General features: G+C 66.2%; 11 protein-coding genes. 4 read left to right on the forward strand and 7 right to left on the reverse strand.

Annotation, left to right across the window (positions count from 1 at the left end):
- Positions 1–63 precede the first annotated feature (63 nt).
- Positions 64–2,007 (forward strand): ABC transporter ATP-binding protein, encoded by a 1,944-nt coding sequence (locus W823_RS38250; protein WP_051406421.1) that lies wholly within the window; start codon positions 64–66, stop codon positions 2,005–2,007.
- Here the strand turns inward: W823_RS38250 and W823_RS58375 are convergent.
- From W823_RS58375 to W823_RS38275, 5 genes are all read right to left on the reverse strand, one after another.
- Positions 1,962–2,321 carry a hypothetical protein gene (locus W823_RS58375; protein ID WP_023956329.1) on the reverse strand — a complete coding sequence of 120 codons (360 nt, stop codon included), beginning with the start codon at positions 2,319–2,321 and terminating at the stop codon, positions 1,962–1,964. The genes W823_RS38250 and W823_RS58375 overlap by 46 nt on opposite strands.
- Positions 2,322–2,345: 24 nt before the next feature.
- Positions 2,346–3,257, reverse strand: coding sequence for an oxygenase MpaB family protein (locus W823_RS38260; RefSeq protein ID WP_023956331.1), 912 nt, complete (start codon positions 3,255–3,257; stop codon positions 2,346–2,348).
- A 95-nt stretch (positions 3,258–3,352) separates the two neighbouring features.
- Positions 3,353–4,282 (reverse strand): TauD/TfdA family dioxygenase, encoded by a 930-nt coding sequence (locus tag W823_RS38265; protein ID WP_023956333.1) that lies wholly within the window; start codon positions 4,280–4,282, stop codon positions 3,353–3,355.
- A gap of 136 nt (positions 4,283–4,418) precedes the next feature.
- A complete protein-coding gene (locus W823_RS38270; RefSeq protein ID WP_023956335.1) occupies positions 4,419–5,606 on the reverse strand; it encodes an acyl-CoA dehydrogenase family protein in 1,188 nt (395 codons plus the stop codon).
- 4 nt (positions 5,607–5,610) lie between these two features.
- The gene (locus tag W823_RS38275; protein ID WP_023956337.1) at positions 5,611–6,588 is read right to left on the reverse strand and encodes an alpha/beta hydrolase fold domain-containing protein; all 978 of its coding nucleotides are present in this window, start codon (positions 6,586–6,588) and stop codon (positions 5,611–5,613) included.
- Positions 6,589–6,813: 225 nt separating this feature from the next.
- Here W823_RS38275 and W823_RS38280 point away from each other — a divergent pair, with 225 nt between their 5' ends.
- Positions 6,814–10,692, forward strand: coding sequence for a Pls/PosA family non-ribosomal peptide synthetase (locus W823_RS38280; RefSeq protein WP_023956339.1), 3,879 nt, complete (start codon positions 6,814–6,816; stop codon positions 10,690–10,692).
- A gap of 38 nt (positions 10,693–10,730) precedes the next feature.
- On the opposite strand, the gene W823_RS38285 is transcribed toward W823_RS38280, so the two are convergent.
- Entirely contained in the window at positions 10,731–11,177 is a 447-nt protein-coding gene (locus W823_RS38285) for a DoxX family protein (RefSeq protein WP_031331780.1), read from the reverse strand.
- 134 nt (positions 11,178–11,311) lie between these two features.
- Between W823_RS38285 and W823_RS38290 the strand changes: the two genes are divergently transcribed.
- Together W823_RS38290 and W823_RS38295 are read left to right on the forward strand one after the other, a co-directional pair.
- The gene (locus W823_RS38290; protein WP_023956343.1) at positions 11,312–12,676 is read left to right on the forward strand and encodes a M1 family metallopeptidase; all 1,365 of its coding nucleotides are present in this window, start codon (positions 11,312–11,314) and stop codon (positions 12,674–12,676) included.
- Entirely contained in the window at positions 12,676–13,962 is a 1,287-nt protein-coding gene (locus tag W823_RS38295) for a polysaccharide biosynthesis protein (protein WP_023956345.1), read from the forward strand. Before W823_RS38290 ends, W823_RS38295 begins: the two co-directional genes overlap by 1 nt.
- Here the strand turns inward: W823_RS38295 and W823_RS38300 are convergent.
- The gene (locus W823_RS38300) at positions 13,906–14,781 is read right to left on the reverse strand and encodes a glycosyltransferase (RefSeq protein ID WP_051406432.1); all 876 of its coding nucleotides are present in this window, start codon (positions 14,779–14,781) and stop codon (positions 13,906–13,908) included. The two genes, W823_RS38295 and W823_RS38300, sit on opposite strands and share 57 nt — an antisense overlap.
- Positions 14,782–14,843: the final 62 nt, after the last annotated feature.

Below are 14,843 nucleotides of genomic sequence, written 5' to 3' on the forward strand. Positions count from 1 at the left end.
GCGGATTCAGCTGTGCGCATATTCAATTGACTTCAAGTTAACTTGAACTCCTACAGTGGTTGCATGAGTATGGAGTCGGTTGCCAGGAACACGCTGTACCGGTCGATGAACGCACCCGACCTCAGCAAGGAACGCAGACGCGAGAACCGCCGGGAATCGATGCGCCGGATCGTCGAGTTCGCGCGGCCGCACCGCGGCAAGCTGGCGGTGTTCATGGTGCTCAGCGTGGTGGTGGCCGTGCTCACCGTCCTCACCCCCGTCCTGGCCGGCCAGGTGGTCAACAACATCGTTGACGGCGGCGCCGCGTCCACCGTGGTCTGGCTGTCGATCCTCATCGCCATCATCGCGGTCGCCGAAGCCGGCACCGGCCTGGTGGTCAGCTGGCTCTCGTCCACGATCGGCGAGGGTCTGATCTACGACCTGCGCCGCTCGGTGTTCGACCACGTGCAGAAGATGCCCATCGCCTTCTTCACCCGCACCCGCACCGGCGCACTGGTCAGCAGACTCAACAACGACGTCATCGGCGCACAGCGCGCGTTCTCCGACACGCTCTCGGGAGTGGTGTCGAACATCGTCACCCTGTCTTTGACGCTGGCCGTGATGATCTCGATCAGCTGGCAGGTCACCCTTCTCGCGCTTGTCCTGCTACCACTGTTCGTGGTCCCGGCCAGGCGGATGGGCAAGCGTATGGCCGCACTGTCGCGGGAAGCGGCCGAATACAACTCACTGATGTCGACCCAGATGACCGAACGGTTCTCCGCCCCGGGTGCCACCCTGATCAAGCTGTTCGGACGACCACATCAGGAGTCGAACGAATTCGCTTGGCGCGCCGACAAAGTGCGCGACATCGGAGTGCGGCGATCGGTGGCGCAGAGCATCTTCGTCACCTCCCTCACACTCGTCTCCGCGCTGGCACTGGCCCTTGTCTACGGCTTGGGCGGCTACCTCGCGGTGAACGGGCATCTCAACGCCGGCGCCGTGGTGTCGCTGGCCCTGCTCCTCACCCGCATGTACGCACCGCTGACGGCGCTGGCCAACGCGCGTGTCGAGATCATGAGCGCCCTGGTGAGTTTCGAGCGCGTCTTCGAGGTGCTCGATCTCAAGCCGCTCATCGCCGACAAACCCGATCCCACCCCCGTGCCCGAGGGACCACTGTCGCTGAGCTTTGATCACGTCAGCTTCAGCTACCCGTCCGCGGACAAGGTGTCGCTGGCGTCGCTCGAAGAGGTTGCGGTGCTGGACAAGCGGGGCGGCGAAGAGGTCATCCACGACGTGTCGTTCACCGTGCCACCCGGCCAGATGGTTGCGCTGGTGGGCAGTTCCGGAGCCGGCAAATCAACCATCGCCCAGCTGGCCACCAGGCTCTACGACGTGGACTCGGGCGCGGTTCGCCTCGGCGGCAACGACGTCCGCGATCTCGAGAGTGGAGAACTGCATCGAGCCATCGGATTGGTCACCCAGGACGGCCACCTGTTCCATGACACCGTGCGATCGAACCTGTTGCTGGCCAATCCCGCTGCCGACGAACAGGACATCTGGGACGCGCTGCGGCGGGCACGCCTCGACGGTCTGGTCGCGAGTCTGGCCGACGGCCTCGACACCGTGGTCGGCGAACGCGGCTACCGCCTGTCCGGTGGTGAGCGCCAGAGGCTGACCATCGCCCGCCTACTGCTCGCCCATCCTGCCGTCGTGATCCTCGACGAGGCCACCGCCCACCTCGACTCCACGTCGGAAGCAGCAGTGCAGGAGGCGCTGGCCGAAGCGCTCGCCGGCCGCACATCGGTGGTGATCGCCCACCGCCTGTCGACCATCCGAGCGGCGGACCAGATCCTCGTGCTCGAAGACGGTCACGTCATCGAACGCGGCACCCACCTCGACCTACTGTCGCGTGGCGGCCGGTACTCAGAGCTGTATCGAACGCAATTCGCCGACCAGACCGATCAACCTGCCGACCCGCCGGCTCAGGCCACGCCGTCTCTGCCACCGCTGGGCTCGGACCGGGCCTGACGGACCAGCTTCGCAGCCTTCTCCAGACTCAGGCCGCGGTCGGCCCGGCGGAGTTTGCGGATCGCGTTGACCTCGTTGTCGATGCCGTCGGTGACCTCGCGGACCTCGGACAACGTCCACGGCAGCGGCTTGGGCTTGGGCCGCAATTCGGTGACGATCAGGCCGATGTTGACGGCAATGATCACCATCCCGAGTGCGAACCAGCCCCATCTGCCGTCATTTGCCCAGCTCACGGACAGCAGCGCGACACAGACCATCAGGACCAGCGAACCGATCACCGTCAGACTGGTGCCGAATTTCTTCAGAGCATGCATGGGTCAAGTGAACACGGCCACCCCTCAGAGCCGCACCCCGGCCTTTGCAAACCCCTTCAGGGCGTACTTGTTGTAGCGGGTCGTGGCAGGCAACCGTCGGTAGACCGGATCGAGTGCGCGTACCGCGGCACAGAACCGTTCGTAGTTGCGCTGTTTACGGTCACTCCAGGGCAGGCCGAGTTGCTCGCGGGAGCGAGCAGGCAAGCCGCCGGTGGTGATGAACGCCGCCACCGGGTTGACGATCGGCGAGATCAGTTTCCAGACGATCGGCTTCATCCCCGGAGGCAACGGATAGCCCTTGGTCACGTATCCGACGCCGTACCGCGCGGTCTTGTGCGGGATCAGCACCTCGTCGACCATGTGATCCCAGTACTTCACGAACTCGGCGTAGTTGGCCGGCATCGGCCGATCGCTCACGCCATAGCGCCGGTACCAGGTGACCGACTCCGCGTAGATCTGCTCTTTCTCCGCGTCCGTCAGCTTCTTGATGAACCGATCGGTCGCGGTGAGCACGATGTCGAGGAAGGTGGCGTGGGCCCAGTAATAGGTCTCGGGGTTCAGCGCGTGGTAGCGGTCGCCGCCAGGCATCGTGCCCTTGATGTCGGTGTGGAAGTCGCGAACCGTGGGGCCCGCGCTGTCGCCTTCAGGGGCGTACACCGTTCCGTAGATGCCCGGCAGCGAGCGTTTGACGCGCGCGAACGGGTCATCGAAGAAAACCGAGTGTTCCAGTACGGCCTGGCCGAGTTCGGGAAGCATGTTCTCGAGCACCCCGGGTCGCGGACCCAGCAGAGAAACACGGTGGTCGCCGAAATATTTCCAGGTCAGCGAGTCGGGTCCGAGCGGCGCGCCGACCACCTCCGGACGTGCGTAGTGCTCATCGGGTGCGGGCTTACCCTCGGCGGCGTCAGAGGTCGATGTGTCGATTGCCTCGGTCATGTGGGTGACGGTAGCACCAATGGAACACATTTCACAGACCGTTCCATTGATTGCGTTCGCGGCAGCGCACCCCTTTACGGAATCGTCCCAGACGTTCAGACCGCCAGCGCACGGTCCGACTCGCGGGGATCGACGATGTCGGAATAGTGCGATGCGTCGCCGGCCACCACCCTGCTGCGTTCGCCGCCCACGCTCACCGGCACGTCACCCGCGAGGGTGATGCGGTTCAGCCGGCGGTACTGGTCGTCGTAGTCGGCCACGGCGTAGTGCTGGGTGGCCCGGTTGTCCCAGATGGCCAGATCGCCGGGCTGCCAGTTCCAGCGAACAGTGTTCTCCAGCTTGATGATCCGTGCCTGCAGCACGCTGTACAGCTCGGCCGACTCCGCGCTGCCCAGGTCGACAAATCGTTTGACGAAGTGGCCGAGCAGCAGCGCCCGCTCACCCGTCTCCGGATGTACCCGCACCACCGGATGTTCGGTCTCGTAGTAGGTGGACTGGAACTCGGCCCGGTACTCCTCGGTATGCCGGGACACCACCGACTGAGCCGAGCTCGCCGCGTAGTCGTACACGTTGCTGTGCACCGCCCACAGGTTTTCGGTGAGCGCCCGAAGCGATGCCGGGAGCTGTTCGTAGGCGGCAACCGTGTTCGCCCACACCGTGGAACCTCCGTAGCTCGGTAGCTCGACCGCACGCAGGATGGACGCCTTGGGAATGCGGTCGACGAAGGTGACGTCAGTGTGCCAGCTGTTGGCCCGGCCATAGTCGGAGTCGATCGGCAAAATCGTGTCACCCCGCGACGTCACCGTCGGATGGGCGGTGGTCGGGATACCGAGGGCTCGGGCGAAAGCCAGCTGACCGTCGTCGTCGAGGTGGTCCTGGCCCCGGAAGAAGATCACCTTGTGCTCGAGCAGGGCGGCGTTGATCGCCGAGACCGATTCGGGTGCAAGGTCTCCCGACAGGTTCACCCCATCGATACGCGCGCCGACATTCGATCCGAGCTTGACAACGTCGAGCTGTGCAGACATTGGGTAACCGCCTTCCGGGAACTTCGCTGTGAGTGTCTTCGCAGTGAAGTTATGCGCGGCGAGGCGATTCGGTAACCGTTCAGCGCGCCCTGAACGAAAGGCCGACCCCGAATGAAACAGCTTTGATCACAACGGATTACCGGAAGGCGTCGTGGCCGGTGAGTGCCTTGCCGATCACGAGTTGATGCATCTCGGACGTGCCCTCATAGGTGAGTACGGACTCGAGGTTGTTGGCGTGCCGGATGATCGGATATTCCAGCGTGATCCCGTTGGCCCCCAATATCGTCCGGCAGGTTCGGGCGATCTCGATGGATTCGCGGACGTTGTTGAGTTTGCCGAGACTGATCTGTTCCGGTCGCAATGTCCCCGCATCCTTGAGTCGGCCGAGGTGCAGGGCCAGCAGCATGCCCTTGCCCCATTCGAGCGACATGTCGGCGATCTTCGCCTGCGTCAGCTGATATCCCGACAGCGCCTTGTCGAACACCTCGCGGTCCCCGGCGTAGGCAATTGCGGTCTCCAGGCAGTCCCGGGCCGCTCCGAGCGCACCGAACACGATGCCGAATCGCGCCTCGTTCAGACAACTGAGTGGCCCCTTGAGACCTTCGACCCCCGGCAACATCGCCGACTCGGGCAGTCGCACGTCCTCCAGGACGAGTTCGGAGGTGACCGACGCCCGCAGCGACATCTTGTGTTTGATCTCCGGTGCGCTGAACCCGGGTGTGTCGGTGGGAACGACAAACCCACGGATCCCCTTCGAACCCGTCGCGAGATCGGTGCGGGCCCAGACCACCGCGACATCGGCGACGGATCCGTTGGTGATCCACATCTTGGTGCCGTTGAGCACCCAGTCGTCGCCGTCACGCTTGGCGTTGGTGCGCATACCCGCCGGATTGGACCCGAAGTCGGGCTCGGTCAGGCCAAAACACCCCAGCGCACGTCCGGCCGACATCTCCGGCAGCCACCGCTGCTTCTGTTCGTCTGAACCGAAGGCGTGGATCGCGAACATCGACAGCGAACCCTGCACCGAGACGAAGCTGCGCAGGCCGCTGTCGACGGCCTCGAGTTCGGTACAGACCAGGCCGTACGTGGTTGCCGACATGCCGGCACAGCCGTAGCCGTCCAAGTGCATGCCGAGAACACCGAGCTCGCCCAGTTCGGTGGCAAGCTCTCGTACCGGCAATTGCCCGGCCTCGAACCATTCGGCCATGTGTGGACGCAATCGGGACGATCCGAATGCCCGAACGGTGTCCCGGATCTCGCGCTCGTCGTCGCTGATCAGCGAGTCGGTCGCGAAGAGTTCCGGTAGTTGCTGAGAATTGTTCACCGGGCTATCCCACTCCTTGTAGTGATCGTCCGCGGCCTTTTCGGCCGGATCCGGTCGCGGCTGCTATGGCAAATGCGGCGGTCCTCGCGATTGCTTTCATGGCATCGGGCAGACGACCGGCGAGAACCGGGAAGGCGTGTACCTGCCATGAATGGCTGTGCAGGTCGGCCTGCACGCCGTCGGCCATCAACTTCTCCACCAGTGCCACCGCATCGGGTTCGAGCATCTCATCCTCGGCGGTCACCACGATCGTCGGCGGGAAGGCCTCGCTGTCGATGTCCACCACCGAACGAGCACCGGTCAGGGCGATCGGGCCTTTGTCGAACTTCGGGGCGAGCTTGGCGAACTTGTTCATCGGCAGGTACGCATCCGATCTGCTGGTGCGATCAGGATTGCTCGCCATGTCGAGATCGAGGAGCGGCGAATAGGCGACGTACGCCACCGGGCGCGGCAAGCCGTCGCGGTGGGCGAACTCGATCACCTTGGCGGCGAGGAATCCGCCTGCCGAGTCCCCCGCCACGATGACGCGGTTGAAACCACGCTCGAGCACCAGTTCGCGATAGGCCTGATAGGCGTCGGTGACCGAGCTGCCCACCCCTGCCTCCGGGAGCTGCCGGTAGGCCACCGAGTAGAGCGGCAGGTCGATGTCGAGGCACAGGCGGGCCGCGACCGCACGGTGCGTGGCCAGCCCACACACCACCAGGGCCCCGCCGTGCAGGTACAGCACGGCGGTCGCGTCATCACGTTTGCTGGGTCCGGCGGGCACCATCAGTTCGACCGGCCGACCGGCGAGGGTCATCTGCTCGCGGACGACGCCGCGAGGGCCTGGGGCCAGTGCGAACAGTTCATCGATCATGAACAGCGGCCGGAGCCCGAACACGCTGATCGGCCACAGGGCGAGGGCCGGTTTGACGAACAGCCGAGAGCCCAGCCAGATCGGGTACGAGCGCAGACTCGGGTGTCTGTGTGTGGTGACGGTCATGATGAACCTCCAGGCGTCCAGTCGTGCGGCGCGGCGGTTTCGGCGACCACGGCGGCTACCCCGGATGGGTGAACCCAAGGCGAACCGTTGGTGAAGTTCACCCCATCATGCGCCCTCGCGACCTGCGCGCGCACGAATAGACACGGTGATTTGTGATCTGGTTGGCTTCGCGGGGCCGGTACCTGCTGCGACAATGAGCATTCTTTGACTTGAGAAAGGACCTCGGTGACAGCTCCGACCCTCGCGCAGTTCAGCAGATCAGCGCAGGCGCCGACCGCACGCACCCTGATCGACATCCTGACCGAAACCGCGTCAGCTCATCCGGATGCTCCCGCCATAGACGACGGGGAGTTGGTTCTCACCTACTCCGAGGTCATCGACCTGATCGACGAGGGCGCGGCGTGGCTCGGCAGCCGCGGCATCGGCCGCGGCGACCGCATCGGGATCCGCATGCCCTCGGGCTCACGCGAGCTGTACCTGGCCATCCTCTCGACGCTGGCGGCCGGTGCCGCCTACGTTCCGGTGGACGCCGACGATCCACCCGAGCGGGCGACACTCGTCTTCGGCGAGGCCCAGGTGGCGGCGGTCCTCGGAGCCGACGGCCTGCGGTGGCCATCCGACCTGGGTCTTTCTCGTTCGGGTGACAGCGACGTCGACCGGCCGGCCGATGCCGAGCGACCGACCGTCGAGGACGACGCATGGATCATCTTCACCTCCGGTTCCACGGGGACGCCGAAGGGTGTCGCGGTGACCCACCGCAATGCCGCCGCATTCGTCGACGCCGAGGCCGAGATGTTCCTGCAGGACGAGCCGCTGGGTCCGGGTGATCGGGTCCTGGCCGGCCTGTCAGTGGCGTTCGACGCATCCTGCGAAGAGATGTGGCTCGCCTGGCGCTACGGCGCATGCCTGGTGCCTGCGCCACGTGCCCTCGTGAGGTCGGGTATGGACCTCGGGCCGTGGCTGGTGCAACGTGACATCACTGTTGTCTCGACGGTGCCGACCCTGGCGTCGCTGTGGCCACCGGAGGCCCTCGAAGCGGTGCGACTGCTGATCTTCGGCGGCGAGGCCTGCCCGCCCGAGCTCGGTGCCCGTCTTGCCGTCGACGGCCGCGAGGTGTGGAACACCTACGGCCCCACCGAGGCGACCGTGGTGGCGTGCGCCGCGCAGCTCGACGGCACCATGCCGGTCCGCATCGGTTTGCCGCTGGCCGGCTGGGACCTCGCAGTGGTCGATGGCGACGGGCAGCCCGTTGCGCCCGGCGAGATCGGCGAGCTGGTGATCGGTGGAGTGGGTCTGGCCCGGTATCTCGACGCGGCCAAGGATGCCGAGAAGTACTCCCCCATGGCCACACTCGGCTGGGACCGCGCGTACCGCAGTGGCGACCTGGTGCGTTTCGAACCCGAAGGCCTGGTCTTCATGGGTCGCGCCGACGACCAGGTGAAGGTCGGTGGCCGACGGATCGAGCTCGGCGAGGTCGACAACGCGCTGCAGCATCTGCCGGGTGTCGGTGGCGCCGCCGCGGCGGTGCGCAAGTCCGCCGCGGGCAACTCGGTCCTCGTGGGTTATCTCGTGTCAACCAACCCCGACTTCGACATCGCACTCGCCCGCGACCGGCTCTCCGACCAATTGCCCGCCGCGCTGATCCCCCGGCTCGTCCTGGTGGACGAACTGCCGACCCGCACGTCGGGCAAGGTCGACCGCAACGCGCTGCCCTGGCCGCTGCCGTCGTCCGGCGACGACCAGACGCCCGGCGACCTGAACTCCACCGAGGCGTGGGTGGCCGAGCGCTGGACCGCGGTGCTCGGGGTGTCGATCACCGACGCCGAGACCGACTTCTTCTCCGAGGGAGGCGGTTCGCTGGCGGCGGCACAGTTGGTCACCGCCTTGCGTGAGCGCTTCCCCACGGTGACGGTCGCGGATCTCTACGACCATCCTCGGCTCGGCTCGCTGGCGCAGATGCTCGACGACATCAACCCCGGCGCGGTGACCGAAAAGCGCATCGTTCGGCCCACCCCCCGCCGGACCGGTCTTGCGCAGGTGGCGTTGTCGGTGCCGCTGACAACTCTCACGGGACTGCAGTGGGTCACCTGGCTCGCGGTGATCAACAACGTGCTCGCCTGGTTCACCGACGCACCGTGGATCCATCCGGTGAACTGGTGGGTGGTGTTGGCGGCGTTCATCGTCTTCATCACCCCGCTGGGCCGGATGGCCATCGCCGCGGGCGGGATCCGCATGCTGCTCGCCGGGGTGGAGCCGGGCGATTATCCGCGCGGCGGGTCGGTGCACCTGCGATTGTGGATCGCCGAGCGGCTCACCGAGGCCAGCGGCGCAGCCAACCTCGCCGGTGCCCCCTGGATGATCTACTTCGCCCGATCGCTGGGCGCTCAGATCGGCCACGGCGTGGACATGCACACGCTCCCACCGGTCACCGGCCTGATCACCCTCGGCGACGGCTGCTCTGTCGAACCGGAGGTGGACCTGGCCGGCTGGTGGATCGACGGCGACGTGGTCCACATCGGCGACATCGAGATCGGTGCCGGCGCAAGCGTGGGATCGCGCTCCACCTTGTTGCCCGGCACCACCATTGGAGCCAACGCCGAGATCGCACCCGGTTCGGCGGTGATGGGCCGGGTCAAGGGCGGCCAGCACTGGGCCGGGTCACCCGCGGTGAAAACCGGTAAGGCCCAGCGCCCCTGGCCCCACCACCGACCGCCACGGCGCAGCTATTGGGTGCCGATCTTCGGTTTGTCGTCCATCGCGCTGGCCGGCGTTCCGCTCATCTCCCTGTGTGCCGGGCTTGCCGTGATCGGCGCCTGGGCCGGCAGTGCGGACCGGCTGCGATCGGTGGCATTGCGCGCGCTCGCGCTCCTGCCTGCCGCGACCATGGTGAGCCTGCTTGTCTTCGCATTCATCACGGTGGTGCTGGTGCGCCTGCTGTCCCTCGGGATGCGCGAGGGCTATCACCCGGTGCGGTCGCGGACCGGCTGGCAGGTGTGGGCCACCGAACGCCTGATGGATTCTGCCCGCACATTCCTGTTCCCGCTGTACGCCTCACTGCTGACACCGTGGTGGTTCCGGTTGCTCGGCGCCGACATCGGCAAGGGCACCGAGATCTCGACCGCACTGGTGATCCCGAAGTTCACCACGGTCGGTGACGGGGCATTCCTCGCCGACGACACCATGGTCGCCTCGTACGAACTGGGTGGCGGATGGATGCACATCGACGAGGCGAAGGTGGGCAAACGAGCTTTCCTCGGCAACTCCGGGATGACCGGGCCGGGGCGCAAAGTTCCGAAGAACTCTCTGGTTGCGGTGCTTTCGGCCACCCCGAGCAAGGCCAAGTCGGGGTCGAGCTGGCTCGGCAGCCCACCGGTACGACTGCGCCGGGCGGCCGCGCAATCGGACACCTCGAGGACCTTCGATCCGCCGATGAAGTTGAAGGTGGCCCGCGCATCGGTGGAGACGTTGCGTCTGATCCCGGTGATGATCACCTTCGGCCTGGGGTTGTTCGTGCTGATCGGCCTGCAGTACATCTCGCAGGAATCGAACATCTACGTGGCGGCAGCCGTCAGCGGGCTGGTGCTGTTGGTGGCCGGAGCCGCCGCCTGCTGCATCGCGGCCGCCGCCAAATGGGCTGTGGTGGGACGTATCCGGGCCACCGAGTACCCGCTGTGGAGCTCATTCGTCTGGCGCAACGAGTTGTCGGACGCGTTCGTCGAGACGGTCGCGGCCCCGTGGTTCGCCAACGCCGCCACCGGAACACCCATCCTCAACCTGTGGCTGAGAATGCTCGGGGCCCACATCGGTAAGGGCGTCTGGTGCGAAACGTACTGGCTGCCCGAGGCCGACCTGGTTCGCCTCGGTGACGGCGCCACCGTCGCCCGGGGCTGCGTGGTGCAGACCCATCTGTTCCACGATCGGGTGATGGCCATGGACGAAGTCGTCCTGGGCGCCGGCGCCACCCTGGGACCGCACTGCGTCGCGCTGCCCGCCTCAGGGCTCGGCGACGGGGCGACCGTCGGCCCGGCATCGCTGGTGATGCGCGGCGACGTGGTGCCCGATTCGACCCGCTGGCAAGGCAATCCGATCGCGCCCTGGAATTGAGGGCCCACGCTCAGTGCGGGCGGGTGACGAGCCGGTTGTCAGTACGCGACGTCACGGTCGCGATTGAGGTCGCGGCGGCGGCGCCGTCGATTCATCAGGTATCCGTCGCCGCCGATCCGGCCGGTGTCGGCGAAACCGACGGCCACGAGGCCTGCGATCAGCGCCAACGGCAGTTCGTAGCCCTGATCGGCGTTCCAGAATCCGTTGTCGATGTGCGCGTAGAAGATCGCCCCGATCATGTCGGCGATCAGCAGCAAGGACACCAGCGGAGTGAGAACTCCGAGGATGAGCAGGATTCCGCCACCGAACTCGACCAGCGCCGAGTACCACGCAGCGGCCGCCGGGAGAGGGATGTCCAACGACTTGAAGTACGCCTCGGTGGCGTCGATTCCGTCTTTGTTCAGCTTCTGCCAGCCGTGGAAGATGAAGATGATGCCGAGAATCACTCGGGCGACAAACGATGCGAGATTCCTCGTGATACCCATGACTTCCATCCTTCAGGTCGTTTGGCACATAGGTGTGATTCCGGGCGAGCGGCCCCACGGGTCTCAGAGCGCCATCGCCCTAGGAGCCATGTAACGTCATGAAAGACCAAACGTGGGGCCGAATAGGAGGATTAGTGCCAGGTAAAGCGGGCCGACGTTCCCCTGGGACAGGTCAACCGCTTCTCGGCGATCCTTCGGACGGCATCGATCCGTATCTGCCCGCCAACGGCAACCTTGGTTATCGCGTGTCCCGCTACGACCTCGACCTCGAATACCGAGTGGCGACCAACCGGCTTGCCGGGACCGCGACCATCACGGCCACCACGATCATCACCCTGAACCGATTCGCCCTGGATCTCTCAGGCGCCCTCAAGGTCGACCGGGTGACGGTCAACGGCACCCGCGCGCGGCGATTCAGTCACCGCAGTAACAAGTTGACGGTCACGATGGAAGACGAGCTGCCACCGGGCGGCGTGATGACCGTGGTGGTGAAGTACTCGGGCAATCCGCGTCCGATACGCGGCCGGTGGGGTGAGGTCGGCTGGGAGGAGCTCACCGAGGGCTCGCTCGTGGCGAGTCAGCCCAACGGAGCGGCGTCGTGGTTTCCGTGTGATGACCACCCGATCTCCAAAGCGGCATACGGTATCTCGATCACCACCGACAGCCCGTTCATGGCGGTGGCCAACGGGTCGCTGCAGCGCAAGCGGACCAAGGCCGCCCAGACCACCTGGGTCTACGAGCAGGTGGAGCCGATGGCGTCGTACCTCGCCACCATCCAGATCGGTCAGTACACGCGGCAGACCCTGACGACCAAGCCGGTGCCGATCCACGCGGTGATCCCGCCGAGACTCCGCAGGGACTTCGATGCCGAGTTCGTCAACCAGGCACGCATCATGGAGGCGTTCATCGAGTGGTTCGGGCCCTACCCGTTTCCCGAATACTCCGTGGTGGTCACCGACGACGAACTAGAGATCCCCATCGAGGCACAGGGTCTGTCGATCTTCGGGGCCAACCACTGCGACGGCTCGGGATCTTCCGAGCGTCTCATCGCGCACGAGCTCGCTCATCAGTGGTTCGGCAATTCCCTCACGCTGTCGCGGTGGAAGGACATCTGGCTTCACGAGGGCTTCGCCTGCTACAGCGAATGGCTGTGGTCGGAACGCTCGGGCGGGCTCACGGCCGAAGCGCAGTCGCGCAAATACTATGACCGTCTCGCCTCGTCGTCGCAGGATCTTGCGATCGGTGATCCCGGACCCGCGCGCATGTTCGACGACGTCGTGTACAAGCGGGGCGCACTCACCCTTCACGCGCTGCGAAAGACCCTCGGCGACAACAACTTCTTCGCCCTGTTGCGCGAATGGACCCGCGAATACCGCTACAGCTCGATCAGCACCGAGGACTTCTCCGGACTCGCCGCCCGGTACAGCCCACAGCCGCTGCACGATCTGTGGCACCAGTGGCTCGAGCAGAAGGCGCTGCCGCCCTACCCGGGTCCCTGATGAGTGAAGGCCCGGCGAGCAATGTGGCTCCGAGTACTCGTGATTCCCTGGGCCGGGTGGCAGTGGCCACCGTGGTGGCTGCGGCATCGGGTTACCTCGTGCTGTTGCTGGCGGCACGCGCCCTGGGCGCCGACGGGTACGCGGCATTCGCTGTCTTCTGGGCCGCGTACGGGTTGGTGACCGGCACCCAGAACGGTCAATTACAGGAGACCACCCGCGCGGTTCGGCGCGCTCGTGAACAAGGGCGCAGCACCGGTGCCCGGCCGATGCCGATGAACGCGATTCTCGGCCTCGCCCTGGCTGCCCTCGTCGCCGTCACCTCCCTTGCCTGGGCTGGGGTGGTGTTCGAGTCGCACCGTGTCGAATCGGTGCTGCTGCTGACGGCAGGTGTCGCGGCGTTCGGTCTCTACGCGGGGCTGGGCGGCGTGCTGTCCGGGCTGGGTCGATGGGGCGTTTTCTCGGCCCTTCTCGTCGTCGATGCGTTGATCCGACTGCTGCTGACCGTGGTCGCGGTGGCTGCCGGATGGGGCCTACAGGCCTTTTTGGTCATCACGGTCGCGGGCACGGTATCCACTGCGGTCGTCCTGGCCATCTTTGCCGGCGCCCGGGGGGCGCTCGGCGCACGCGGCGATATCCCGTCCGGTGATCTGGCGCGCAACATGCTCACGGCGATGACCGCCGCGATGGCGAGCGCTGTTCTCGTGATGGGGTTCCCCGTGCTCATCTCGATTTCCAGCGACGGCCTCGACGCGTCTGCCGGCGCGGTGATCCTTGCGGTCACGCTCACCCGCGCGCCACTCCTGGTCCCGCTGAACAGCTTTCAGGGTGTCCTGATCAGCCGCTTCGTCGACAACCGTGATCACCTCCTGCGGTCGGTGGCGTCACCGGCCGCTGCCGTTCTTGCGGTCGGCATCGTCGGGATCCTGGCTGCGTGGCTGACCGGACCGTGGCTCCTCGAGACCGTCTTCGGCGCGGACTACCAGCTGTCGGGCGTCGCCGTCGCCGCACTGACCGCCGGGGCCGTGGCGATGGCGATGCTGACCCTGACCGGGGCGATGGCGCTGGCCGCCGGCCGACATCAGCTCTATGCCGCCGGATGGTGGCTGGCGACGGCGGTGAGCGTGGGACTGCTGTTCATCCCCGCCGACCTGACGTTGCGCGTCCCGATCGCCCTGATGGTCGGACCGCTGGTGGGCATCGCCGTACATCTGCTGGCAGCGCGCGGCGGGTCAGCGCACGACGTGCCGGCCCAGGGCCCGGGCGACGCTCCATTGTCGGCCGACTAATGCGCTTGGCAAGAGCGTCGCCGCGTTGAGCCTCGAGGTGACGTGCCGTCGGGCGGCCCGTTCGGCTCTGGACCATCCCCGCTCCCGGCAGCGCGCGGCCTCGGTCTCGAAGAAGGCGCGTTCCTCCTCGAACCTGCGGCCGTCGACCGCGCGCACCGAGCTGACGGACTGCTGATGGCGCCGGTAGTGAAAGGTGACGTGGGGGTCGAACACCATCGATCCACCCGCACGGGCGATGTCGGTGAGCAGCCCCAGGTCGAGGGCCACCTCGAGACCGGACCGGAAACCGATGGGCGCCGCGATCTCGGTGCGCCAGACCAGTGACGGGAAATACGTCCAGTTCCCGCGGTAGAGGCTCCGCGCCATCGACTCGCCGCTCAGAGTGGTGGGCGACGTGGGGGCCATCGATGCCTTGACCCGATCGCCCAGAGGGCGGACGACCTCACCTGCGGAATCGATGACGTCGACCCCTGGCTGCACCACCGCTGCCTCGTGGTGACTCCCCAGTGCCTCAACCGCTCGCGCCAGGTGGTCGGGGGCCATCACGTCATCGCATCCCATGATGGTGAACGCGGGCGCCTGCACCAGGTCCACACACCGACGGAAGTTGCCGTTGACCCCGAGATTCTCCTTGTTGCGCAGGTAATGCACCCGGGGGTCCGTCAATTCCTGCAGCCAGCGTGCGGGTTCGGGGTCAGGGTATTGGTCGTCGACCATCACCAGGCGGAAGTCGCCGTGGGTCTGGGCGAGGACGCTGCGCACGGCGGTCTTGAAGAGGGCGACGTCCCCGTAGAACGGCAACATGACATCGACCAGCACGGTGGAAGAATACGCTGCGGCGAACCGATAGACTCCCAGGCGGCCGGTTTGCAGTCGAGGTG

Source organism: Williamsia sp. D3 (genome assembly GCF_000506245.1).
In the GTDB taxonomy this organism is placed as follows: Bacteria; Actinomycetota; Actinomycetes; order Mycobacteriales; family Mycobacteriaceae; genus Williamsia; species Williamsia muralis.

What these genes read in the sequence shown, in the direction of transcription:
- W823_RS38265 (WP_023956333.1), bottom strand. Translation starts at nt 4,282, where the DNA reads ATGTCTGCACAGCTCGACGTTGTCAAGCTCGGATCGAATGTCGGCGCG.
- W823_RS38285 (WP_031331780.1), bottom strand. Translation starts at nt 11,177, where the DNA reads ATGGGTATCACGAGGAATCTCGCATCGTTTGTCGCCCGAGTGATTCTC.
- W823_RS38260 (WP_023956331.1), bottom strand. Translation starts at nt 3,257, where the DNA reads ATGACCGAGGCAATCGACACATCGACCTCTGACGCCGCCGAGGGTAAG.
- W823_RS38250 (WP_051406421.1), top strand. Translation starts at nt 64, where the DNA reads ATGAGTATGGAGTCGGTTGCCAGGAACACGCTGTACCGGTCGATGAAC.
- W823_RS58375 (WP_023956329.1), bottom strand. Translation starts at nt 2,321, where the DNA reads ATGCATGCTCTGAAGAAATTCGGCACCAGTCTGACGGTGATCGGTTCG.
- W823_RS38295 (WP_023956345.1), top strand. Translation starts at nt 12,676, where the DNA reads ATGAGTGAAGGCCCGGCGAGCAATGTGGCTCCGAGTACTCGTGATTCC.
- W823_RS38275 (WP_023956337.1), bottom strand. Translation starts at nt 6,588, where the DNA reads ATGACCGTCACCACACACAGACACCCGAGTCTGCGCTCGTACCCGATC.